The organism is Bacteroides sp. PHL 2737 (assembly GCF_004115325.2).
Classification (GTDB): Bacteria; Bacteroidota; Bacteroidia; order Bacteroidales; family Bacteroidaceae; genus Bacteroides; species Bacteroides hominis.
In genome coordinates this window covers 1,022,726-1,047,039 of record NZ_CP040630.1, presented here as the reverse complement: position 1 = coordinate 1,047,039, position 24,314 = coordinate 1,022,726, and the positions used below count along the sequence as shown (strand labels likewise).

At 51.4% G+C, this 24,314-nt stretch carries 23 protein-coding genes; 11 read left to right on the top strand and 12 right to left on the bottom strand.

Features of this window, described 5'->3' with window-relative positions; genetic code table 11:
* Window positions 1-63: 63 nt before the first annotated feature.
* The 4 genes from DBK98_RS04385 to DBK98_RS04370 form a co-directional block, all read right to left on the bottom strand.
* Window positions 64-552 (bottom strand): GNAT family N-acetyltransferase, encoded by a 489-nt coding sequence (locus tag DBK98_RS04385; RefSeq protein WP_008654991.1) that lies wholly within the window; start codon window positions 550-552, stop codon window positions 64-66.
* A gap of 456 nt (window positions 553-1,008) precedes the next feature.
* Entirely contained in the window at window positions 1,009-1,923 is a 915-nt protein-coding gene (locus DBK98_RS04380) for a hypothetical protein (RefSeq protein WP_007572000.1), read from the bottom strand.
* Window positions 1,924-2,688: 765 nt separating this feature from the next.
* Complete coding sequence (locus DBK98_RS04375) at window positions 2,689-3,390, bottom strand: hypothetical protein (protein ID WP_225719306.1); 702 nt, start codon at window positions 3,388-3,390, stop codon at window positions 2,689-2,691.
* Window positions 3,391-3,405: 15 nt separating this feature from the next.
* Window positions 3,406-3,987 (bottom strand): hypothetical protein, encoded by a 582-nt coding sequence (locus tag DBK98_RS04370; RefSeq protein ID WP_007571996.1) that lies wholly within the window; start codon window positions 3,985-3,987, stop codon window positions 3,406-3,408.
* 81 nt (window positions 3,988-4,068) lie between these two features.
* Here DBK98_RS04370 and DBK98_RS04365 point away from each other — a divergent pair, with 81 nt between their 5' ends.
* Window positions 4,069-4,317, top strand: coding sequence for a hypothetical protein (locus tag DBK98_RS04365; RefSeq protein WP_007571995.1), 249 nt, complete (start codon window positions 4,069-4,071; stop codon window positions 4,315-4,317).
* A 297-nt stretch (window positions 4,318-4,614) separates the two neighbouring features.
* On the opposite strand, the gene DBK98_RS04360 is transcribed toward DBK98_RS04365, so the two are convergent.
* From DBK98_RS04360 to DBK98_RS04335, 6 genes are all read right to left on the bottom strand, one after another.
* Complete coding sequence (locus DBK98_RS04360) at window positions 4,615-6,345, bottom strand: ABC transporter ATP-binding protein (protein ID WP_007571994.1); 1,731 nt, start codon at window positions 6,343-6,345, stop codon at window positions 4,615-4,617.
* A 12-nt stretch (window positions 6,346-6,357) separates the two neighbouring features.
* Window positions 6,358-6,978, bottom strand: coding sequence for a class I SAM-dependent methyltransferase (locus DBK98_RS04355; RefSeq protein WP_007571993.1), 621 nt, complete (start codon window positions 6,976-6,978; stop codon window positions 6,358-6,360).
* Window positions 6,979-6,988: 10 nt separating this feature from the next.
* Window positions 6,989-8,794, bottom strand: a complete 1,806-nt coding sequence (locus tag DBK98_RS04350) for an ABC transporter ATP-binding protein (protein WP_007571990.1) — start codon at window positions 8,792-8,794, stop codon at window positions 6,989-6,991.
* A 24-nt stretch (window positions 8,795-8,818) separates the two neighbouring features.
* Window positions 8,819-9,520: an L-2-amino-thiazoline-4-carboxylic acid hydrolase gene (locus tag DBK98_RS04345; RefSeq protein WP_007571988.1), complete on the bottom strand. Its 702-nt coding sequence runs from the start codon at window positions 9,518-9,520 to the stop codon at window positions 8,819-8,821.
* Entirely contained in the window at window positions 9,517-10,371 is an 855-nt protein-coding gene (locus DBK98_RS04340) for a class I SAM-dependent methyltransferase (RefSeq protein ID WP_007571986.1), read from the bottom strand. Before DBK98_RS04340 ends, DBK98_RS04345 begins: the two co-directional genes overlap by 4 nt.
* 132 nt (window positions 10,372-10,503) lie before the next feature.
* Window positions 10,504-11,115: a TetR/AcrR family transcriptional regulator gene (locus DBK98_RS04335; protein ID WP_007571984.1), complete on the bottom strand. Its 612-nt coding sequence runs from the start codon at window positions 11,113-11,115 to the stop codon at window positions 10,504-10,506.
* Between the two features lie 250 nt (window positions 11,116-11,365).
* On the opposite strand from DBK98_RS04335, the gene DBK98_RS04330 reads away from it, so the two are divergent.
* From DBK98_RS04330 to DBK98_RS04320, 3 genes are all read left to right on the top strand, one after another.
* Window positions 11,366-12,175: a KilA-N domain-containing protein gene (locus DBK98_RS04330; RefSeq protein WP_007571983.1), complete on the top strand. Its 810-nt coding sequence runs from the start codon at window positions 11,366-11,368 to the stop codon at window positions 12,173-12,175.
* A 56-nt stretch (window positions 12,176-12,231) separates the two neighbouring features.
* On the top strand, window positions 12,232-12,786 hold the full coding sequence (locus DBK98_RS04325; RefSeq protein ID WP_007571982.1) for a Crp/Fnr family transcriptional regulator: 555 nt from the start codon (window positions 12,232-12,234) through the stop codon (window positions 12,784-12,786).
* Window positions 12,787-12,865: 79 nt separating this feature from the next.
* The gene (locus DBK98_RS04320) at window positions 12,866-13,285 is read left to right on the top strand and encodes a DUF4405 domain-containing protein (RefSeq protein ID WP_007571980.1); all 420 of its coding nucleotides are present in this window, start codon (window positions 12,866-12,868) and stop codon (window positions 13,283-13,285) included.
* Between the two features lie 11 nt (window positions 13,286-13,296).
* On the opposite strand, the gene DBK98_RS04315 is transcribed toward DBK98_RS04320, so the two are convergent.
* Window positions 13,297-13,566, bottom strand: coding sequence for a hypothetical protein (locus DBK98_RS04315; protein WP_225719305.1), 270 nt, complete (start codon window positions 13,564-13,566; stop codon window positions 13,297-13,299).
* Window positions 13,567-13,755: 189 nt separating this feature from the next.
* On the opposite strand from DBK98_RS04315, the gene DBK98_RS04310 reads away from it, so the two are divergent.
* The 7 genes from DBK98_RS04310 to DBK98_RS04280 all read left to right on the top strand — a co-directional run bounded on the left by DBK98_RS04310 (window position 13,756) and on the right by DBK98_RS04280 (window position 22,783).
* A complete protein-coding gene (locus DBK98_RS04310) occupies window positions 13,756-14,415 on the top strand; it encodes a recombinase family protein (protein ID WP_007571976.1) in 660 nt (219 codons plus the stop codon).
* Window positions 14,416-14,737: 322 nt separating this feature from the next.
* Window positions 14,738-15,988, top strand: coding sequence for a DUF3575 domain-containing protein (locus DBK98_RS04305; protein ID WP_007571972.1), 1,251 nt, complete (start codon window positions 14,738-14,740; stop codon window positions 15,986-15,988).
* On the top strand, window positions 15,985-17,013 hold the full coding sequence (locus DBK98_RS04300) for a DUF5119 domain-containing protein (protein ID WP_007571970.1): 1,029 nt from the start codon (window positions 15,985-15,987) through the stop codon (window positions 17,011-17,013). Before DBK98_RS04305 ends, DBK98_RS04300 begins: the two co-directional genes overlap by 4 nt.
* Window positions 17,014-17,071: 58 nt before the next feature.
* Entirely contained in the window at window positions 17,072-18,100 is a 1,029-nt protein-coding gene (locus tag DBK98_RS04295; protein ID WP_007571968.1) for a fimbrillin family protein, read from the top strand.
* 145 nt (window positions 18,101-18,245) lie between these two features.
* Window positions 18,246-19,214 carry a fimbrillin family protein gene (locus DBK98_RS04290; protein ID WP_225719302.1) on the top strand — a complete coding sequence of 323 codons (969 nt, stop codon included), beginning with the start codon at window positions 18,246-18,248 and terminating at the stop codon, window positions 19,212-19,214.
* A gap of 46 nt (window positions 19,215-19,260) precedes the next feature.
* The gene (locus DBK98_RS04285; protein ID WP_225719301.1) at window positions 19,261-20,403 is read left to right on the top strand and encodes a fimbrillin family protein; all 1,143 of its coding nucleotides are present in this window, start codon (window positions 19,261-19,263) and stop codon (window positions 20,401-20,403) included.
* A gap of 25 nt (window positions 20,404-20,428) precedes the next feature.
* Complete coding sequence (locus DBK98_RS04280) at window positions 20,429-22,783, top strand: DUF4906 domain-containing protein (RefSeq protein ID WP_007571963.1); 2,355 nt, start codon at window positions 20,429-20,431, stop codon at window positions 22,781-22,783.
* Between the two features lie 389 nt (window positions 22,784-23,172).
* Here DBK98_RS04280 and DBK98_RS04275 read toward each other — a convergent pair whose 3' ends face one another.
* Window positions 23,173-24,303 (bottom strand): acyltransferase, encoded by a 1,131-nt coding sequence (locus DBK98_RS04275; RefSeq protein WP_007571958.1) that lies wholly within the window; start codon window positions 24,301-24,303, stop codon window positions 23,173-23,175.
* Between the last annotated feature and the right edge of the window lie 11 nt (window positions 24,304-24,314).

Here is a 24,314-nt window from a genome sequence, read left to right as displayed (position 1 = left end):
CTTTTGACCGTCCAAGGGACTTCACGTGCCCGGCAAAGCGGAATTTTCGGAACGCGAGCCGGATTATAAGGTGGCTTTTAATCGTAATGCATAATTCAACAGATATTTTCCTGAATCGGAAAACTCTTTTTTATTTCCTGTATAGACATACCCGTGGCTCTCATAAAATTTTCTTGCTGCAAAATTTTCTTCCAACACCCACAGGTAAACCTCTTTTACATCGTGACTTTTTGCTGTTGTAAGGAAATGGCGCATAAGTTTTGTCCCAACACCTTCTCCTTGAAAGAACGGATCTACATACAACTCTTTCAATTCCCATATACTGTTTTTACAATCCAGTTTCATCATCCCCTTTACAATCCCGTCATCAAAAACATATATATCGTCCAAAGCTCCTATAACATCCTGATAATATAATGCAAGACGCAATACCGACATTTCATTAAAGGAAACATCATCGTTTTGAAAAATAGGGCGAAAGGCTTTTCTTTTAGAGAAAATCTGTATTTCCGCAAGTCTTGAAGCATCCTTTATCGTGGCAACTCTAATCATTTTTTTGTTTTTATAATTTTGTATTTACATATTATTTTCCCAAAAGTTTCTGTTCTTCACATACTATCCGGCACTGTTTCCAGTATGTTTTTTTCAGAAGCAAATATATAAAAATCAATTCCACAAGGTGCCATGAACGACTTTTTTTATTAAGATTCACAGGAATGTGATATAAAAGAGTTTAACTCCTCCGACGTTCCTTTGCAGCTGCATAGGGTGTCGTGTGTCTTGCCTTGATTTGTCGGGTAACGTCAGGAGCAAAAACGGGAAACGCTATCGGGAGGTAGAAAGGAATGGAAATGGGGTATAAGGGTTATAACAGGTGGACGTCCGCTTAAAAAGGAATTTCTTGTGACATGCCGGGTATGGCATATAACTGGAGAGACGACCTTGCGGAATAAAGCCCCCGAAACCGGCTTTGCAGGTTCGGAGGCTTGTGCCGCATGAGGCTATTTATCAGCGTTTGCCGTGCGCCTGTCCCAGAAGATAGTCTTGCAGGGATTGGTAGCGGTTTTGAATATTAGCGTTTTCATTGAAACCGTTCAGGCAATGAAGCAATGCTTTTTCGAGCGTGATGTATCGGCGGCTGAAAGTCTGTACGTTATCCAAGCAACAGGCTTCCAAAGCGTATTTGAACGGTGCAAAATTTTCAGGTTCTTTCCGAATCCGCACATGCCACAGGAAGAACAACTGAATCGTGAAACTGTCGGATTCACCTGCTTTCATCAAATGTTCTTCATCGAGCAACCGTCGGACAAGCTCCGGGGTAAGCTGGCAATCATTTTTCCGGTAATACATGCGTTTTGCCGTATTATAGGCTGCAAACTGTTCGATGTCCTGTGCCGTCAGCCTGTATACTTCCGAGTAAAATGCACGTACTTCTTTACCTGTAACAACGATTTTCTCGTCTCCGAACTCGTATTCATACGCTTTTTCATCGGAGATTTCCTCTTCTGTTAAGGTCTTGAACCCGTAACATTCCGTTACGATGAACGGTTCTTTTCCGAACTCCGCCAGAGATTCGAGGGCATGGAGGCTGTTGCAGGAGAAGAACATGTCGTTTCCAATACTTTCACCGCTTTCCAGCAGCCGGATTTTTACGTCTTCGGAATCGTTGGTGTACTTCCATACTATCCGACAACTTGCATAATGGGGCTTCCTGCCGTTCGCCTCGACAAATCCGGCAAATCCGCTCTTGATGGCGGCCTTTGTCTTCTCTACATCCGTCAGGACGCTTCGTGCCTTACAGGTTTCGCACCGGCCGAATTGCAAAGAATCGTCGGAAATTTCCGTTATCACTTTGGTGTTGGGGTTTACTGTGGCTTCGCATACTACCTGCGTACCGCCACATCGTGTACATATTATACTCATATCTTGTCAAGATTAAAAATTAATATATCTTTCTATCCGCTATATTGAACTTGTCGATAAGGTTCAGCCAATGGCTGCAATTCCTTTTCAACAAAACAATTTATCCAGATTCTGCTTAAAGCGTAGCATTAGGCGACACTTCCCATCGCATTTACGAACCGACCCCATATAGGCGCATTGACCGCTTGTTTCATCAAACAAAAAACATGACTGCCGGAATGCCTCAAAAATTCTTATCTTAACCTGTTCGTCCAGAACTTTCCCTTCCATAATTTGATTACCATTTGCGTGCATAATACATAAAAGTTAAATTAAACTCCGAGTTATTTATTTCCCTCCTCTCGGAAGCTTTTCAGCTTTCCTTGCCGGGAGAGATTTTACATGCAGATCAGACAGCGGGGAAAGGACGGGAAGGCAAGCAAACAGCCGGGGATTTCACGGAATACCCAACCCGACAGGCGCAGCAAGGAGGGAACTGAAAGGACATCTTCGATTTGGGAAGGCTGCCGGGCAAATCCACGAGCGGTTAGCATGGCGGTACTTGACACCGGACGACCGCTGTACCTTTGCATGGGAAAATCCAACCGGCGAGAAAGTGGCGGAAACGAGATAAGGGAAAGAAGGAGATACGATAGTGGAGTAAAAGGGGAAGAAGCCGGACTGTATAAAAAAGCCGGAACATTGGCTAAAAAAGGAGGTCGTTCCGTGGAAACGGCGTACAGAGAAAGTCCTCTCGAACTTTTACTGTCCGAGAGGGCTTATCGTCTACTCTATAAAATGGTAATGGGCATTTTGGCATTCTCCGTTCGATTGTGTCTTTTGCAAAACGTCATCGACGCTGGAATATCGGCTAAAACAGCCGTTATATATCTGCTTGCCGTCGAGCGTTATCCGTTGCAGGTAACAGCCGCATACTCCGTCACGGCTACGGTCAGCGACAAAATAGAACACGATACCGTTGCTGTACGACAATCGCAATTCCGTATAGTTTATCTCGGTTTTGGGCTGTTCGGTCGGCAGACGGGTATTGAAATAACCCGTAGCCAGCATGACCTGTCCGGCGAAACGCATGGCTTCTGCCCGATATTTTTTCATGGCCGAAGCCACGGGGCTTTCGTCCCGACCGTTTCCGACAAACGATGCGGGCAGGCTTCTGTTCCTGTAAGACAGTTTGAACATGCCGACCTCTTCCTGCACCACGGGCAGGCCGACAGCTTCGTACTCCTCTTTCGTCATTTCGATGAAACGTGTGCGTTCCTCGTCCAGATAGAGGCGGTAAGCGGGTTTCACCCGCTCCCGCTTCTCTTCATATTCCGCCTGTTCCCGTGCGTTCATGCAGTTATAAACGTGTCGGGACACTCTCCGCACCGCATTGACGAAAGTCGGGCTTTTGCATATCCCGAAATGCCGGGCGAAGTCGGGTACAGTCCCGATAAAGCCGTACTCTTTCCAATGATAGGTTCTCATGGCTGTCTGTCCGATTTAATCCACGACCACATATTCATTGATACTGCAGCAAGAATCGGGGTTTTCCTGCGCCCATTCTTCAAACAGAGCCTTGGCATCCTGTTCCGAGCGGACGGTTTTTCCTGCGACCTCGCCAAGCCACGCAAACAGGCTCTCCCTGTCGGCAAAATATTCGCAGAAGTATTTGCCTTTGGCAGTACATAAATCGACTATGTATTTGTCGGTAAAATACTTGCCTTCGCTGTCGTTGGTCTCGTAGAAGCCCATTCCCGGCTCTTCGGTCTGGTAATAATAACGGAGCGATGGGAATTTCTCGCACACGAGGTCGAATGTCTCGTTGCATGGCCCCCATGCCGTCTCCGTCGTAAAGCGGAGGGTTTCGCCCACCATTTCGAGGTTTGCCCAATCTCCCCGACAACTCACCTTGTCCCAGTCCTTGCCCAAGGCATCCACAAGACACCCCAGCCATGATGTCCCGAAGCCGTTTTTCACGGCAGGCGTTTTTCTGTCCTGCAAATCTTTCATCAACTCATAGAGGCTTTTGATTTCCTGCGCGTCGCCCTCTATCACATACGCTGTTGAACACCAGTTTGGCATAATCGTTAATTTTTATTCGTTAAACTTTTTCTTCCCTTTTTTCGGAAGCTGTTCCGGCTTCCTTATCGGGATAGATTTTACATGCAGGCCAGACAGCGGGAAAATGAGGAAAAGGCAAGGAAACCGCCGGGGATTGAACGGAATACCCAACCCGACAGCGCAGCACGGCGGGGACCGAAAGGTCATCTTCGATTTGGGAAGGCTGCCGGGCAAATCCGCGAGCCGGTTAGCGGAGCGGTACTTGACGACCGAATGACGCTGTACCTTCGCATGGGAAAATCACACCGACAAGGGAGTGCGGCAGGGAGCGATAAGAACGAGAATAAATAAAAAGGAGAGGTGAACGGGATATAACGGGTATAGAATATGGACTTGAAAAGGAAATTTTTCGGTATAATTATAATAAGGTGTTTCCGGACACGAGGCCGGGTAGCCGTCTTGTCTCTGCCATAACCGAAAGGTCCAGCGAACAATGAATAACGCAGCATCGTTCAGCAGTCAGAAACAGTAACTATGCCGTCGTACTGATTTACGACAATGCCGATAAAATAAGGAAAAGCCGAAAAGAGGGGCTTGCCTTCTTTCCGGCTTTTCGTGAAAGTCCTATTATCCGGGCTTCCCGTTATTCTATACGGTCCAGCCTGCGGACTTCTCTTGAATCGTCCACAGACGGGCATAAAGCCCCTCGTGCCGCATCAGTTCGTCGTGCGTGCCTTGTTCTTTTACCCGTCCGTCTTCCAGAACGACGATCCGGTCCGCATTCATGATCGTCTTAAGCTTGTGGGCGATGACGATGACGGTGCGTCCCTTGATAAGCGTGTCGATGGCTTTCTGCACCTCCACCTCGTTTTCCGGGTCGAGCGATGCGGTCGCCTCGTCCAGCAGGATAATCGGCGCATCCTTCAAGATGGCGCGGGCGATGGATATGCGCTGTTTCTCGCCGCCGGACAGCGTGCAACCGCCCTCACCCACCATCGTGTCGTATCCCTGCGGCAGGCGCATGATGAAATCGTGGCAGCAGGCTTTCTCGGCTGCCGCGATGATCTCCTCGTCCGTCGCACCGGGCTTTCCGAAACGGATATTGTCGCGTATCGTGTCCTGAAACAGATAGACGTCCTGGAACACCATCGAGATGCGGCTCATCAGACTTTCAGGTTCTATATCTTTCATCGGAACGCCATCGAAAAGGACACGCCCCTGCTGCGGGTCGTAGAATCGGGCGCAAAGTTTCATCACCGTACTTTTCCCGCTCCCCGAAGGACCGACGAGAGCCGTCAGCGTGTTTCTCGGAAACGCGATGGAAACGTCCTGAAGCACCTTCTTGTCCTGATAGGCGAACGACACATGCTCGAACCGGATGTCGCCGGTGGCCGGCGCCTGCCGTTCGCCTTCCATCTCCGGCTCGTTCATCAGCGTGAGAATACGCCCTCCGGCAATGGAGAAGTAGCGGAACTCCGCAAAGTTGGTCAGCGCCGAAGTCAGCGGGTCGAACACGCGCGAGCCGACCACGAGGAACAGCACGAAGACGAGCAGCGAGAGTTCGCCTCCCAACAGCAGGTAGGTTCCGCACAGCACCATCAGGGTCAGTCCGGCCCGCACCAATGTAATGCTCAGCAGCACGAAAGGCCCCAGCATGGCTTCCTGACGGATACAGGCACGGCGCAGTTCCGCAAAAGCATCGCGCAGGCGGACAAAGCGGTCGCCCAGCAGGTTGTAGGCTTTCATCACGCGAATGCCCTGCAAGTATTCCTCCAAGCGGTTCCCGGCATTGATTTTGGCTTGTATCTGCCTGCCGCTCAACTTTTTCTGCACACTCGTGCTCATCCATAGGACAAGCAAGGCGACCGGCAGTGCGGCGAACATGGCAACGGCCATCCGCCAGTCGATCCATACCAGCGAGAGGAATGCCAGCACGGGCATGACGACGGCTCCCATCAGTTGGGGCAAATGGTGGGAAATGCCCGTCTCGGCCATCGTGAAATCGGTAACGAGCATGGACGAAAGATCGCCGGGGTCGCGCCGGGAAAGAAATCCGAGAGAGAGTTTCCGCAGATGTTCCGCCAGTGCAATGCGCCCCGACGCACTCATTTCGTAGGCTCCTCTGAAATTGGCCCGGTAGGAGGCCCGTTCGGCCAAAGCCATCACCAGCATATAGACAGCCAATATGCCGAAAATGCACCACAGTCTTGCCGTGTCGAGCGGTCGTCCGCTGCCGTCGAACGCGGCGAAGATGATGCGCACCGCCTCGATGGAGAGGCAGAAAGGTATGATGTTGACCAGATTGGCGAGCATGGTATAGCCCACGGGCTTGTAAAGACGTTCCGTATGGCCTATCGTAATGTTTTTAATCGCATTCATGTTCCACTCCTTTCATTTATGTGCGACGATATGCAGTTCTTCTTTTTTCTGAATTACCCGGATGTCGGAAAAGCCGGCTTGGGACAGCAACTGTTTCAGTTCTTCGGCTCCGTACACCGTCATTCCCTTTATCCGCTCCGTCCACGCCTTTCCGAGTTCGGGGTCGCTCGCTTCCAGACTGATGAGAAAGCAGCCCCCTTTCCGGATCACGCGGAAGACTTCGGCCAGCGCCTTGCTGACGGAAGACCAGAAATAGACGGTCTCGAAGGCCGTAACGGCATCGAAGGCCCCGTCCCCGTAAGGCAGGGAGCAGACATCGCCCTGCTGTATGAAACATCGGCGGTCCAGTTCTCCCGCATTGTGCCTGCGGGCGAAGGCGACGCTCTCCTCCGACAGGTCCATGCCGTAAACTTTTCCCTGCGGACACAGCTTCAGCAGACGCTTCACGTTGGCGCCGCCCCCGCATCCGATGTCCAGCACATTCCATTCCGGCCGCCAGTCCACCTGTTTCATGCCGCGATGGGCCAGCGAAGCGTGGAAACAGTTCATTCCCCGCAAAATCATCCGTCCCCAGAATCCCTGCGGACAACTCGTATTCTGTAAAATATCGTTCAAGAAACTATTCTTTTTCATATCTCCGTATTCAATTTTTGTTCAACTTCCAATGATAAGCGCTCGTATAGGCATCCCACATGTTCTTGTAGAGCCCCTCGGCGACGGATAAGTCGTCGTGCTGGCCCTGCTGTACGATCCGTCCCTGCTGCAAGACCACGATGTTGTCCGCCGAGACGATGGACGACAGCCGGTGGGCGATAATAATCACGGTCTTGCCTTTTATCAGGGATTGAAGGGCCTGCTGCATCTTGTATTCGTTCTCCGGATCGGCGAAGGCCGTGGCTTCGTCCAGTACCAGTATCGGCGCATTCTTCAGAATGGCGCGGGCCACGCATACCCGCTGCGCCTCGCCGCCCGACAGATACACGCCCTCGTCGCCTATTCTCGTCTCGTAGCCTTGCGGCAGCCGCTCGATGAACTCGTGGCACTGGGCGGCTTTGGCCGCCGCCACGACCGTTTCTTTCGTTGCGGCGGGGGAACCGACGGCGATGTTCTCGTACAGCGTGTCGTAGAACAGGAACGTATCCTGAAAGACGAATGAAACGGTATCCATCAACTGCGTCGTAGCGATGTTCTTGATGTTCACGCCACCGATGAGAATCTCGCCCTGCTCCACGTCCCAGAAACGGGGAATCAGGTTCGCGACGGTGGACTTGCCGCTTCCCGAAGGCCCCACGAGCGCCGTAATCCGGCCTTGCGGCGCCGTGAAGCAAACATCGCGCAGCGCCTCGGTACGTGTGCCCTGTTCCGTATTTTCGTAGGAGAATGACACGTGGCGGAACTCCACCTCATACGACTGCGGCACTTCGGGGTGTTCCGGTTCGGGAACGGGCTTTTTCTCCAGAATGCGGTCGATACGCGCCACGCCTTCGTCGATCTCCTTGGTGTTTCCGCCCAGGAACGTCAGTTTGTAGATGGGCGAAGCCACACCCGGTCCCATGATGATGAAAAACAGCCATACGGCGGCCAATGCGAGCGACTGCGGATTCCCTTGTATCAGCAGGATACCCACGGGAAGAATGAACGTCACCATCGAACCCAGCAGGACGGTGAACGCGATCATCCCGTTCTGGTAGGTGTCGCAGCATTTCAGGGCGAACGTCTTGTAAGCCTGTATCTCGGCGTTGAACTGCCGGAACGAGCGGACGCTCTGTCCGAATATCTTCACCACGGGCATTCCCCTGACGTACTGCACGGCGGAGGCGCTCATCTTTTCCTGCGCATCATAGTAAATACTCATGAACTCCCGTGCCTTCTTCCCCATGAAATTGGAGAATTGCAGGGCGAAGCTCAACAGCACCACGGCCAGACAGACCGCCGTCAGCCATGTATCCAGCGAGAAAAAGATGACGAGCATCACCACGACCGTCGCCACTACGTTCACCAAATCGGGAATCGTGTGGGCGATGAATCCCTCGATTTTCTCGATGTTCTGCTCCATCGTCTTCTTGATGGCTCCGGTAGAGGTGTTGTTGAGATAACCCAGCGACAGCTTGCCGATATGCTCGGACAGCCGGACACGCAATCCGTACAGAATGCGGAATGCAGCCACGTGCGAGGACATCAGGGCGGCGTACAGCAGCACCAGTCCGCCGATAAGCCCGCAGAAGGCGATCCAGCCCCAACGAATCATGCCGGCTTCGTCCACCGAAGCCGGGCTTGTACCGTGCGTCAGCAGCTCTTTCAACACCTCGTACACCGCCCAATAGGGTACGAGCATACACACGGCGCTGCCTGCCGACAGCAGACCCGCCAGAAAAAGCAGCCCTTTCTTCTGCCCCGCGATCTCGAACAGGCGGGACAGACCTTCTTTCTTCTTTTCTTTTGTTTCCATATATTGAATTTTATCCGATTCTCTCTATCCGTTGTTGGTAAATTCCTGTAAATCTTCCGGCCGGATTACAACAGCCCCGTCAGCCGCTCCCCGCTCTTTTGTCAGCCGGAAATCGCAGCACGAAGCACCGTGTGCCAATGTGCGGGTCCGTGTCAGCCGGATACCGAGTACATCGTGTGTGATATAATCATTCACGCAGAAATAGGGAAAAAAGCACTCGACGCCAATACGGGAACAGAGTTCGGCGACCGGGCACCGGGCAATGTCCATACCGACATCGAACGTATCGTCCGCATTCGGCAACACGCAATCGAACAGCCAATCGTCCTCTGTGGAAACATGCGAAGCGGAAGCGATGCGACGCACATAGTCGGGCGAACACAACATTTCGCGTATTTCCGAAATTTTTTCAGAAGGGATACTCGACAACGTGAGCTTTTTCAATGCTTTCTGCGTAACAATGGAAAGTTCTGCCGGACTCCATCCTCTGGCCGACAGTTCTTGCCACAGACCGATCTCATAGGCTATACCGATAATGTTTTTCACCCATGGTGATGTCGGCGGGACATCCGGAATGATTGCGGAGATACGATGAAAATTCTCGACAGCCGCTTCCATCACGGAATCAACGGATTCGACCGACAAACGGGATGCCAGTTCTTCCCTGAAAAATTCTTCGAACCGTTCCAACATTGGGAGATAAGGTTCAATCGTCGTCTCTTTCATCTTTCATGGAGAATTGCCGCCGTGTCACGGGAATTCGATACGATTTCATATCCCAACATCGAACTGAACTTGTAGCACAGCCGCGTCATCCGTCCCAATATTTGCCCGAAGAAGAAGCCCCAGCGCGGACGGAAAAACTTCATGTAATTGGCCTGTTCCAAAAGGCGTAGGCGGGGTTCCCATTGTTCTACCAGACGCCCGTCGCTCAGACCGGAGCGGATTTGCGCCTCGTGTTCACGGAGCGAATCGGGTTTCACTCCGTGACGGCTCATCATCGTACCGCAGACGTCGAACCACAGTTCGCCGCCCCCGAAACGCTCGGCCACATGGTGCAGAAATGTTTTTACCTGCTTTTCATAGAAATACATCAGCACGCCTTCGACCACGAAGATGAAATGCGCATCGGGATGCCGGCGACGCAGGTCGTCCAGCCAGCCGGCATCCAGCAGGGAGGCCGCAATGTAGGGGTTGCCCGGCTGCTCCGGAATCAGCTCGCGGCGCAGCGCGATGACTTCCGGCAGGTCCATGTCGTAGAATACGGCCTTCCCGTCGCCGATACGCTGGAAACGGGTGTCCAGACCACAGCCCACATTCACCACCACCGCATCGGCGTGCTTCCCTATGAAGCGGCGCACGGCACGGTCGAAAAACCACCCGCGCACGACGCAGCCGACCTCGCTCAACTTCGCCCCGTCGAAACGGGAGTAGTCGTATTCCAGACTGTCCACCAGCCCCTCCGCAACCTTGTCGTTCAGAATCGGGTTCTTTCGGCGGCTCTCTTTCGCCCTGTAATAGAGCGGAATGAGCAATGTCTCGGCGACAATGCTCTCGAATTTATGTCTCTGTTTCATTTGTTATGATATTTATTAATGAACGATATTCAGATTTGTTCACGAATAAAAAAAGAGGAAACCTTTGTGAAGATTTCCTCTTTTCCCGCTGCCCCGTTACGGCAGCTTGTCCGTATGTGTCTTTTCTATCTGTCATACCTTGATAATGGCCCTCCAACCTTGAATTTCAAACAGAATATAGTCATGCAGAATGGATTCCATTTCCTGTTTGGGCACCGCGTGCATCAACAGCTCCTCGAACAGCGTGAACATCCACACCGTATGCAGGTGAATGATAAAATCGGACACAGCCGTATTTATATTCGGGTACTTCTTCTTCATGGCGGCGAACCATGCCTTGACCAGCCCGGTCGAACGGTCGGTGTAGCTTTCGCGAAAATGTTCCAGCGAAGAGCCTTGGGCACGGAACAACAGGATCTCCAGCAGGCTGCGATGCGTTTCGATGAGCGAAACGTATTCGTCGATACAGGCTTTCAGGTATTTTTCGGAACGCATCGTCATCACGTCCTCGCCGCGTATGCCGTGATGCTCCTGCAACATGGCTTCCATAGCGTGCAGGACGGGACGGACCACTTCACAGAACAATTCGTCCTTGTTCCGGAAATAATTATATATGTTCCCCACACCGACACCGACGGCTCCGGCAATCTCGCGCATGGAGGTCTTGGAATACCCCTGCTGCCCGAATCGCTGTTCGGCGACTGCCAATATGCGGCCGCGTATGTCTTCTTTGAGTACCTGCATAAATAATGAACGATGTTTCCGTTTATATTTTTGCAAAAGTACGGGGTTTGAATTTACTGGACAATACCTATTTATGGTGATTTTACATGATTGAAATAAGGGAAAAGCAGGTATTACCGGAGGTAGCGAAATACCTTGTCTATATCCTTGTCTATATCCGAAAGGAAAAGTCATATTGTTCATTGAAAAGGAGAAAGTCTCATAGATTATAATTACTTTTGTACATAAAACCCAAAGAATCAAATATAAAATGGCAAAGATTACAGTAAAAGACACAAGTGTCACAATTATATCAGTCAACGAGAATGATTATATCAGCCTGACAGACATAGCAAGATACAAAAGCGATGACCCGACTGCGGTTATCGGGAACTGGCTGCGTAACCGGAATACAATAGAATATCTGGGTATTTGGGAGAGTTTGTACAACCCGAGTTTTAAACCCCTCGAATTCGAGGGGTTTAAAAAGGAAGCCGGGCTGAACGCCTTTACCTTATCACCGACAAAATGGATAAGTACGACAAACGCAATAGGCATACTCTCCAAATCGGGACGCTACGGCGGCACTTACGCTCACAAGGATATAGCATTTAAGTTTGCAAGCTGGATTTCCGTTGAATTTGAACTGTATATTATAAAGGAGTTCCAACGATTAAAGACCGAGGAACAACAGCAACTCGGTTGGTCAGCCAAACGGGAACTGTCGAAAATCAACTACCGCATACATACCGATGCCATAAAACAGAACCTTATCCCGGCAGAGGTAACCGCCAAACAAGCCAGTATTATCTATGCCGATGAAGCCGATATGCTGAATGTGGCGATGTTCGGTATGACCGCCAAGATGTGGCGTGAGCAACACCCCGAACTGAAAGGGAATATCCGGGACTATGCCACAATCAATGAGCTTATTTGCCTCTCAAATATGGAAAACCTCAATGCAGTATTTATAGACCAAGGTATTCCGCAGGGTGAGCGGTTGATTAAACTCAATCAGATAGCCATTCAACAGATGAGAATATTGGGAACTGGCGGCAGCGAACGCAAGTTATTAAAGTAGATGAGTCTCTATCAGAATTTGTGCCGAGTACGTGATGAACAATACACTATCAAACCATGACGAATAAAGATGAAATGACAATGAACTCTGATAAAAACGCCTATTTTCTATCGCTTCCGGAGATAACCGAATTATCCGTTCCTCCTAAAACGATATTGTTGGAAGAAGGCAAGGTAGCCGACAGAATGTACCTGATCCGGAAAGGTTGCCTGCGCCTGTTTTTCAACAACGAAGGACGGGACATCACTTTCCAGTTCTTTTTCGAAGGGGATTTCGTCGCGTCATTCGACAGCCTGTATCAACGGACACCGAGCCTTTTTTCCCTGGAAAGCATAGAGCCGGCAGAACTGTCGGTTATGAAGCGGGAAGATTTTTTCAGAAACCTCGGACAGAAGCCCGCGCTACGGCAGATATATGAGGAAAAAATCATCGAACGCTTCCATGTTTATCAGCGGCTCTTCCTTTCCCGCATAAAGAACACCCCCCAACAACGGTATGAAGAACTGCTGAAAGAACACCCCTCTATCATACAGCGGATTCCCCAGCATTATATTGCCTCCTATTTGGGGATTACTTCTGTTTCCCTGTCGAGGATCAGAAACAGGCGATAGTTCATTTCTTTACATTTGTTATCGTCCGGTTCCAGTCGAAGATGCGAACTTTGCCGCATCTATTAAAACCGAAAGACAGATGAAAAAGATTTTTATAATAGACTGGAGCCTGATTCCCGTGTTTGTCCTGTCCGCATACTCCGGAATCGAATTGCATGTGGCCGACTATGAAGGCAATCACGAGGTATGGCATAATTGGGCAGTTTTCCATGTCCTGACGAGCCTGCTGTTCCTCATGGCCTCCATATTTCATATAGCGACGCATTGGGGCTGGTACAAGGGAACTGCCAAGAACGGAATAGGCCGGAAAAGCAAGGTCACGGCGGTACTGTCGGTCCTGTTCCTGTCCGTGGTTCTGACCGGATTTGCCCTGTTAGGCATAGAAGGAGCAGGTTCCCCGGTCGGGCAATGTCATTTTTGGGCAGGAATCGTTACAACTGTCCTTTCTATCGGCCATATACTGAAACGCCTTCCGTTGCTACGCAAATCATTGAAATAAGCACAACCTATTCAACGGACAACTTCCGGACAAAGCGTTCTTACAGAAATCGGGGTACTTATTACAAATGCGGCTTCTTGCTTACTGTCGAGAAGACCGCATTTTTCTTTATTTTTCGGCATATCATTCGATTTCAGCATTGCTCGTCCAACCATTTGGGGCATCCGGTCCATTCGTTGCCCCTTCAAATCCGGCATCAGAGAATGGCTGTTGTCATAGGCACCGACTTCATGCAGTTCCACGAATGAGGCATTTCCTCCGTAACGGTTTATGTTTTTCACGAGCTTACGGCCTGTCCGGAGAAAACATACGTGCCAGTTTTTCCCGACGAGATTCCGAAAAGACATTAAAATAGTTGAAGAATAAAATGTTACGCATACAATTATGTACAGAATCCTTTCATTTCGAACCATCATGCCTTATTTATACCGGACGGGGGCAATGTCGCTCCCGTAAAATAATTAAGGATTATGATAATAGGTTATTTAAGGGTCAGCACGGGCAAACAGAACCCGGCTAACCAACAAGACGAGATCCGGCGTTTCGCCGACAGTAGAAATCTTTCCGTCAGCCAGTGGGTGACGGAGGTCGCCAGCGGCAAGAAGAAGGGGTGCGACCGCAAATTAGGGGGACTGATACGGCGCATGAAACGGGGCGACACGCTGATTGTCACGGAAGTTTCGCGGCTAAGCCGCACGCTGACGGACCTCATGGCCATCATGGGCAAGTGTCTGGAGAAGGGAATCAACCTTTACACAACCAAGGAGGGGTATTCGTTCGACAACTCCATCAACAGCAAGGTACTTTGTTTCGCGTTCGGTCTGGTAGCGGAAATTGAACGCAACCTGATTTCGATGCGCACGAAGGAGGCTCTCGCCCTCCGGAAAGCCGAGGGTGTCGTCCTTGGTCGGAAAAAAGGCAGCTACACGAAAATGAACGTGCTGATCGAAAACCGAAAGGTCATCGTTGGCATGTTGAAGCGGAACTGTACGATTGCCGATATATGCAGGCGTTTCGACATTTCGCGGGATACATTCATGAAATTCCGTAGCCGCTATAAGGAAATAGATAAGGCCATGAAAGAGAAAGAGATAAGACGGAAAGGGGAGTTGCAAAAACGGAGGGTATGATTTTACGTTGGTTTAATCGTTGGTTAAATCGTTCGTTTTCAGCCACAAAATTACAAAAACACGAATTATCCACAAAAAAAATCTGCAAAAAATTGCGTTTCAGTTCTTTGAGTAGGACAAATTTTCCCGGAGTGTCCGAATAATACGACCTTTTTTCCGATAGTCTTTTTAACGAACAAATAAATCGGCATAACTGACAGTTATCCGGCTGATTATTTGTTGGTTCGGTGCTTTTTTACCTCTAAAGAAAGAAGCACGGCACGGACAAACGTACAGAGATTGAATAAATAGCTGATATAAATAAATTGGCATAGACAGAATTATGACAATGAAACGAATACTGTTATTATTTCTTTTATTCTGCGGCGGGTATGTTCATGCGCAAGAGTTGGACTCGGCCCGTATCCATTACCGGCAGGGCCACAGGGAAGTGGACATGCTCTTCCGGGACAACCGCGCGGAACTGGAGCGTTTTATCCGCACCCTGCGTGAAGAACACGGTGCGGACCGCCTTGAAAGCGTCGTGATACGCTCGTGGGCATCGCCCGAAGGTGTGAACCGTCTCAACGGGGTGCTGTCAGAGCGCAGGGCCGACTCCCTGAAATCCTATCTCGTGCGCCACGCCGGAATCCCCGACAGTTTGATCTGCATACATGGAGAAGGTATTGCGTGGGACATGCTGCGCCAAATGGTCGCCGCCTCGGACATATTATACAAGGAAGAGGTGCTGCATATCCTTGACCATACGCCCGTATGGGTGTTCGACAAGGCAGGTCGCGTAGTGGACGGACGCAAGAAACAGCTCATGGACCTGCGGGGCGGTATGCCGTACACCTACATGCTGGAGAATTTCTTTCCCGAACTGCGCTCCAGCCTCTCGGTGGCCTGCTACCGGAAACCCGAACCGCCCGTAAAAGTCATTTCCCAAAAAGAGACGAAAGTGAAAGAGCCGGAACCGGCCCTGCAACCCGATAGCGTGGCGGAACCGGCCTCCGAGCCGGCAACGGTGCGGAAGGAAGCGACCGTGCAACCGCATAGACCGACAGTACAGCGGTTGGCCGTTAAGACCAACCTGCTCTACGATGCGATACTGATGCCTTCGCTCGAAGTGGAGTACCGTATCGCCGACCGTTGGACGGTGAACCTCGAAGGCGACATGGCATGGTGGAATAATGACGGCAAGCACAAATGTTACCAAGTAGCTACAATCAGCCCGGAGGGACGCTGGTGGTTCGGACAGAAGCAAGGCAGCCCGTGGCACGGCCACTACCTCGGCGTGTTCGGCGGCTTCACGTGGTACGACCTTGAAAACGGCAAAGAGGGCTATCAGGGCGAGGCCGAAATGGTGGGTGTCAGCTACGGCTACATGTTCCCCATCGGACGGCGGCTCTCGCTGGAAGCCGGTATCGGTCTGGGGTACATGCACAGCAAGTACGAAGAATATCTTCCCATCGACGGGCACTACGTGTACCAGCAGACAAACCGAATGAATTACTTCGGTCCGTTGAAACTGAAGTTTGCCCTTGTGTGGCGGTTGTGGGATACCGATAAAAAGAAAGGAGGCGCACGATGAAAGCAACGCTACGATATACCCTCATGGGGCTTACGTTTGCAGGATTGACATTCCTTTCCACGAGCTGCCGGAAAGACCTGTGTTACGACCACGACGAGCATGGTCTTTCCGTGAAGGTGAATCTCTCTTCCGACTGGGAACAGGAATGGGAACGTACTTACGCCTATGACTGGGAAAAATTGTGGGAAGAGGACTGGAAGTACGACTATGAAGATTTGTGTCCTGCTCCGGCCGACGGAATACGTGTCCAAGTCTATACCAGCGACGGACAGCGTATAGAGAGCAATCTGCCCGATGAAGGAGGACGGATCGCCATGCCGGAAGGCACGCACGAACTGTTGTTCTACAACAATGATACGGAATATATCGTGTTCGATGGCGTGGCCGCTTCGGAATCCGCCACAGCCACCACACGCGGCGTGACCCGGAGTTCTTTCCATGAATTGCACGCGGGGGAACGTACCGTGAACCAGCCCGACATGCTTTACGGGGCATACATGGAAGAATACACGGCAGAAAAAACACTTGCCCCGACGGAGCTGCCGGTTACCTTGCGTCCATTGGTTTACACCTATATGATACGTTACGAGTTCGAAAGCGGACAACAATACGTGGCCTTGGCACGCGGAGCCTTGGCAGGCATGGCCGAAACGGTCTATCTGAACGATGGGCATACCGGAGAAACCGCAGCCACGGTAATGTTCGACTGTACGCTGGAAGATTACGGAGCGGAAGCGCTGGTACAGTCGTTCGGCGTACCCGACTATCCGGGTGAACATTACGGACGAAACGGTACGGACGGGCGAAGGTACAGCCTGAACTTGGAGGTGAGAATGGTGAACGGCAAGTTCAAGACCTTCGAGTTCGATGTCACAGACCAAGTGAAAGGACAACCACGGGGTGGCGTTATCGTCGTGAGCGGGCTGTCGATTTCCAACGACGAGGGGCTGGAAGGCGGAGGCAGCTTTGACGTAGATGTGGACGGCTGGGGAGAATGGGTGGACATACCGCTGCCCATTGACTGAAACGAATAAAACAACAGGTACTAAATAACCAAATTTTTAATTTAATTTTTTACATCTTATGAAGAAAAGTTTTTTTGTGCTTGGAGTGGCTGTAGCAGCACTGGCAAGCTGTACGAACGAAGAAGTTGTGGATATGCCGCAGAGCCGGGCGATCCAGTTCGGAACTTTCGTGAACCATTCAACGAGAAGTAGTGTGACTGAAACAACGGAGCAGAATCTTCAGAAGTTCTTCGTATTCGGAAACTATGATGATTCATGGACTTCCGTATATACCAATGTTCAGGTAGACGGAGGCACTGTAGGAGCGGAGGGGACGGTTTGGAATCCCACACAGACTGCTTATTGGATAAATGGCAAGAAGTACCGTTTTGGCGCTTACTCCAATGGTGGTAATAAAATTGAGAATGCAGAGTTTAATGCAACCTCTCGAGTGTTGACATTCCCAAATTACTCGGTAGACAATACGAAAGATTTGATTGTGGCTATACCCCAAGAGGTGACTGCAAAAGAAGCTAATAATGGTCCGGTAAACTTATCTTTCTACCATATGTTGTCGCAGGTGAAGTTCACGTTCAAGAACACGGACGCTTATGACTACACCATGAAAATCTCCGACATCAAGGTGAATGCAGTAAAAACAACTAATGTTACAGCGACTTATGCCGAAAGCGGGAAACCAGATATCAATTGGACTACTCAAAGTGTTTCAACAGAGGACTATGATTTCGGAGCATTAGGGGATATTGCCGAAGAATTTAAGGACGCTACCCACACTACGACCTGCTTTGTCATTCCACAAAGCAACGAAAATCTGGAAGTAACCTTTACCGCAACTTTCTATGATGCAGCAAATAAACAATTAAGTGAAAATCAGTTCAAAGGAAAATTGGCATATAAAGGCGATGTTAGCGGCACAGTACAGAACCAATGGACTGAAGGTTTCAAATATAACTATACAGTAGAAATCAACGGTAGCACGATTGATCCGGAGTTGAAGGAGCAGGTAATTGAGTTCAAAGTTATTGATGTAGATGAATGGGCTGACGCATCAAATAGTGATGTAACCCCGGAAAACGCCGGAGAGTAATCGCTTGCATCAATAGCCGAAAAGACATCACATCAGGCTATGAGGGGTTGAATGTCCCCTCATAGCCACTAACGGGAGTGTTGCTCCTTATTTACGCTACCGGTAGCGTCAGAAATAACCGGATATAAAGAAACAATGTATGATTATGAATAACAACCTATTCAAAACCTTGTTCATACCGGCTGTCGCCTGCCTGCTGGGAGCCTGTACGGAAAGCACGGGCCCGGACATGGAAACAAGCGGCAACAGCGGGGCGATCCGTTTTGCCGGTCCCGCCGTGACACGGGCCGCCATCGACGACGCGGACGGAATGTTGACCGATGGAAACTCGTTCAGCGTATGGGGGAACTACACCGACGGAACGGGCGGTACGGCCACGAGCGTGTTTAACGCCGAAAAAGTGACATACGTTTCCGGCATGTGGGGTTACGAGGGCACGAGATACTGGCTCCCCGGTAATACCTACGACTTCTACGCCCTTTATCCGTCTGTGGAAACGCTGGGCGATGCCGTGTCCTCCGCCACCTGCACGGACGGCACATTTACCGTCAAGGGCTTCGACGCCACGAAAGGACACGACCTGATGACGGCGAAAAAGACGGGTATCTCCGTCATGGCAGGCCAGACAGAGCCTCCCGGTCCGGTAGCCCTCAAATTCCAACATTTGCTGGCACGCATCACCTTTGCGGCACGCAGTGAGGGTGGCAACGCCACGGTACATTCCATCTCCCTTGAGGGGCTGGATGTCAAGGGAGATTACGACAGCGGCAAGGAACCCCTGTGGAGCAACACGGCAGAGGGAACCGTCAGCGTGGAGAAAGAGACTTCCGTAACTCCAGCCGGAAATGCGGACGTGTCGGGCGACCTGCTACTCATTCCGCAATCGCTCACGGACGGGGTGAAACTGACTGTCACCTACGATACCGATGCCGAGAGGGGAAAGACCGCTTCCTACACCTTGCCTGCCACCACCGTGAGCATGTGGGAGGCGGCGAACCATTACCGTTACTCGTTCACCCTCACCGGCGGAGGCTATATCGTGTTCGACCCGCCCACGGTCAACGCATGGAGCGACGCCATAGGCGGGAACGTAACCATCGACGTGACCCAATAACCCAATTATAAGCTATCTGTAACTTGACGATAAAATGAACATCCAAATGAAGCAACGATACATACTTCCGGCTCTCCTGCTTCTCTGCTCCGCCTGCCAGCAGGAGGAATGGGCGCAGCCCGAAGCCGACAGTCCCGACGCCATCCACTTTGCCGCCCCGGTCATTACCGTGGAGAAACTCACCCGGAGCACGTTCCACGACGCATTCCCCACCGGCGGCACGTTCGGCGTACTGGGCTACTGCGTGCCTTATCAGCGTGGCAGTAACACCGAAAAGGACTGGGCATCGGGCAGCGCGAACTGGGGTAACAAGAGCGGCAACGCCTTCCCCGACGTGTTCTTCAATCAAGCCGTCACCTACAACGGCTCGGCCTGCACTTATGACTATAATAACAGTGGCGGCCCGCGAAAATGGTACAACACGACGGAAAATCCGGCGGCGACCTCCCCCGACAGCTATCGGTACACCTTTTTCGCCTATTACCCGAAGGACGGTTTTACAGTGGAAAGTCCCGCCAGCGCCACCACACGGGGCGTGCCGAAACTGACGTTCACCATGCCGTTCGGCGAGACGGGCGATGTAGCGACTACCACGTTGAACGACATGCAGACACCCGACGCGATGGTTTCCGTCGTCTATAACCACCTGCGTACCACGGGGAACGTGGGCTTCAATTTCAGCCACATCATGACGGGCTTGGGCTTCGCCGTGAACAACTACAATTACGGAGATGAAAAGAAGGAAACTGTTACCGTCAAGCGTGTTACCTTGTCGGGCCACTTCACCCGCTCGATTACCATCGATTTCAGCAAGAATACCAACGAAGAGGGATTCTACACCTACAGCGGCACCTATCCCGGCACATACGAGATATATAACAACGAGACAGGGCTTGCAGTAGCTCCCAACAGTTCCGTCAGCCCGATAGGCGACAAGCACCTGCTTCTGTTGAGCAACGCCACGGACGGCACTTATTTCGGCAAGGACGTGGAGGTTTCCGTCGAATATACCTACAAAGGGGCGGATAAGACCGCTACAGCCGAACGTCCGACACAGTTCCAGCCCCGTGCGGGTGTCCGCTATACGGCGCAGCTCAACTTCGTGGGCGAAACCTTCGCGCTGAACTTTATTGCCGCCGATAACGAGTTCTGGGAAGACGGGGGCGACAGCGACGTCTCTATCCAATAAAACAACAACCGAAAACAGCATAAAGATGAAAAAGATACTTTATTATTTCCTGCCGGTGGCCTCCATGCTCTTGCCGGCAGCCTGCACCACGGAGGAGGACTTTGGCGGCGGTACCGTTCCGCCCGGCGACGGATTCACCATCGAGGCCGTCTGCCAGAACATGCTGCCGCAGCAAGTCGTCACCCGCTCGGCCATCGCCAAGGACGACAAGGAGAAGCGCATCAACCAGCTCTACCTGTTCTTCTTCGACGAAAACGGCGACTATCTGGAATCGAGCAACACGAAAGTATTCTCGCCGTATATGGCTCCGTCGGCGAATACGACCAATGTCAGCATTCCTACGGACGTGTTTAAAGATCCGGCACTCGCAAAAAAAACTACCATCTACGCTTTGGCCAACGTGACTCCGGAGGTGGTAACTGATGCCAACGGCGACGGTTATCCCGATAATTTCCCCCAATATAGCAAAGACGGGAAAAAGCCCAAGGAGCTGCTCGAAGCGTTCGTGTACGATCCTGCCAATTATACTCCTAACACCCGCGATGACATCACGACCCTGCCCAGCACGGGAATGCCGATGGCGGGCAAGAGCGCGACCGTGAACCTCACCGAGAAGGGAAGCCTCACGATGCAGCTCAAGGCACTGATGGCCCGCATCGACATCAACATCAGTATCGATTCCGACCACTCGGACGAGAGCGGACAACTGCCCCGCCTTTCCATTGCGGAATGGGGCGTGTACAACATGCCTACCGCCGTACCCCTGACCGAGCCTGCCGATGGCCAGACCAGCCTGACTACCGATGAGCCATACCGCAATGTAGAAAACATACAGAGCGATGCCGTCGTTTACAACCACGGCGGGGCCGCCTCCCTGACCTTCTACATGTTCGAGAACATGATTGAACCGGACGAAGATCCGGAAAACTATCAGTATCCGGCTGGAGTAGAGGACGATGTTGACAAGCAGCGGTGGAAGCCGAGACTTGTAGGCGAAAACAGTAAGGCTACCTATTTCAAGATGAGAGCCTACTACACTACCTATAACGGCGACCCCTCCCTGCCCGCAAATCAGGATAACACCACCATCGAGGCCGAATATACCTTCTATCTCGGAGGCAACCCGGTGAATGACTTCAAGGTGATACGCAACAGGCACTACGCCAACAACATCGTCATCAGCGGACTGACCCATGTGGGCAACAACCCGGACCACATCACCTTCGATGCCCGCGTCAACATCACCGAGCAGAACAACCCGTTCTACCTGTCCATGCTGCGCGAGCGTGACCACGACGCCCACTTCTGTATCACACCTTTGGACGTGTACCTCTTCGAGGAAGATGAGAATCCAAAGATGAAAGTCAGCATAGCCGACCCGGAAAGTCACACTTGGATACGCATGGAACGTGTGCCAGCCGAAAATATGGAGAATGGAACACTCTCTGCCGACATGAGTACAGATACCCATTTGGCGACCGGACAGAAATGGACTGCGGGAAACGGCAAACGCAAATACTTCACCACGGACTTGGTGACCAACACCCTTGCCCAAAACACCGAATACACCATCAGCAGGAGCCGTGACCGCATCTATTTCTACTTGGACGAAAACCTAAGCACGAAAGACCGCACCGCCACCGTCAACATCTCGTACACCGACAACAACACGCAGACGCCACGTACCCGTACCATTGAAATCGTACAGCACGGTCTGTTGCCGGTACAGTGGTATTATGAAGGCAGACTTCAAGGCACTATCTACGTGGAAGCCTATGAGGAATATATATCCCATTACGACCCCCTGAACGAGTTTGAAGGGGATTATATCTATGACGGTTTGGAATGGGGTTGTAATGGTGAATACATCGGAGGTCCGCTAAATAACGAATGGACGGAAGGAAACAAACATGGGGCGGCAGCTACCCGGCGCATTATTACCCAAGCTGGACAATCAGAAATGAACCTGAACGAAAAACCCCGCTCAGCGGCGGAATATTGCTATAACAAGAACAAGCGCAATGCCAATGGAGCCGTACAGGGCATGAGCAATTCTTCCGGTTGGTTCCTGCCCGGTATCTCCCAACTGGAAAGTATTCTTACCTCTTATTACAATACATACACGGAGTTCCAGAACAATTTCTACTGGTCATCGGCGGCAGCAAAAGATAGAACAGGAATATGGCCTGCGTATATCTATCCAGAGAGCACCAGCTATGCCCGTGCCACCAAGGCCCTGCCAGACGGTGGTTATGCAGAAAGTGATTGGGACGATATATACACGAATGATAACGGCACTACCGGTAAAGCACCCCGCATCAATAGACCTCTCCGCATCCGTGCAGCCTACGTACCGCCCAGTGGCGTAACTATCCAGTGACAACCGCCAAACTTTAATTCCGTGTCTTACTCACTGCCCGTCTGTAGGAAACCCCTCTACAGGCGGGCAGTGCTGTTTTTATTCTCCCGGTATGTCTTTGGCCTGTACAACCGACATGCACACGCACGTTTTATACGTCGGTCGGGATAGAAAAAGGTGTGACAATATCAAAAGAACCTATTCAACAAAAAGAGGTTTGTAGCCTCCCCAAAAGCCCCTCAAACCTATGGCAAAGGCATCAAGGGGCTTTTCTTCTATCAGCGAAACAGTAATAGACATTTGGGTTCGCGTTATCTGATTGTGTCGTCCGCAAAACACCTTCGGCGTCGGAACTTTATCTGTCATCCGACAGAAATACGATAATAAATATAGGATTTCTTTACCGCTTTTTATTTCTTCTTCAAGAAACGTTCCGTGAGCCATTTGCGCACCGGGAGATCATAGCACTTCAGGCAGGCATAGGCAAGCGCGAACGCCCCGACGAACGTGAGCAGCATGTAAGGAAGGCCTTCGGCAAGTGTCGCCTGACGGTTGAACGCCCATGCCGTATAAATATAGACCAGCGGATAGTGGGTGATATAGACGGGATAGGATATGTCGCCCAGAAACTTGCATACGGCAGCGGAGCGTTTGCCCGTTATCCTGCCTCCCGCTCCCATCGAGACGATAACCGGGAAAATGCAGATGATGCAGAAAGCCTCGTAAAGCCCGTTCATCCAATACCCGTCCTCCCCACCGATACGGGGCGCGGAAAGCACGGCGATTATCATCAGGCTGCACCACCCAAAAGCATTCTTGCGGGTGCGTATCAGCCAGCCAAGCCGGGACAGGAGCAGTCCGCCAAAGAAGGGGTACATCAGCCGGACCAGTCCCACGTACTGCTGTTCCCAGTTCAAAGCCCATCCGCCCACGATGTCGCCGGCAGGTGCGGTAAGGCAGCGGTGTACCGTGAAGCACGCCGCTATCGCCACGAGGACAGTCAATGCCGTCTTGCTGAACTTGCGGATGAACAAGGCGTACAATATGTTGCCGATGTATTCGTAGTAAAGCGACCATGCCGGCCCGTTCAGCGGGTGCATTTCCATCCATCCCCGGACGTCCCACTTCAGCGGCAGAGGCAGTAACGTACAACCCAGCAGCATGACCAGCAGCACCGCACCGGCGGACACGCCCTCCATTGCCGGATAACAGGGGGCATCCTGAAACCAAAAGAGCGCGGCTCCCACGATACTCCCCATGATCACCATAGGCTGTAGCCGGATAAGACGACGCTTGAAGAAGGTTCCCGTGCTCATCCGGTTCCAACGGTCATCGTATGCGTAGCCGATGACGAAACCCGAAAGCATGAAGAAGAAATCGACTGCCAGATAGCCATGATTGATAATCTGGTTCAGATGGTTGCCGCCGGAATGCGCTTCCAGCAGATGAAAGGCCACTACCATAGCAGCCGCCACACCGCGCAGTCCGTCCAGAATCTCGTAGTGCGGCTTCGAGGTCAGATAAGAGTTTTGCATGTTCATGAATTATACCG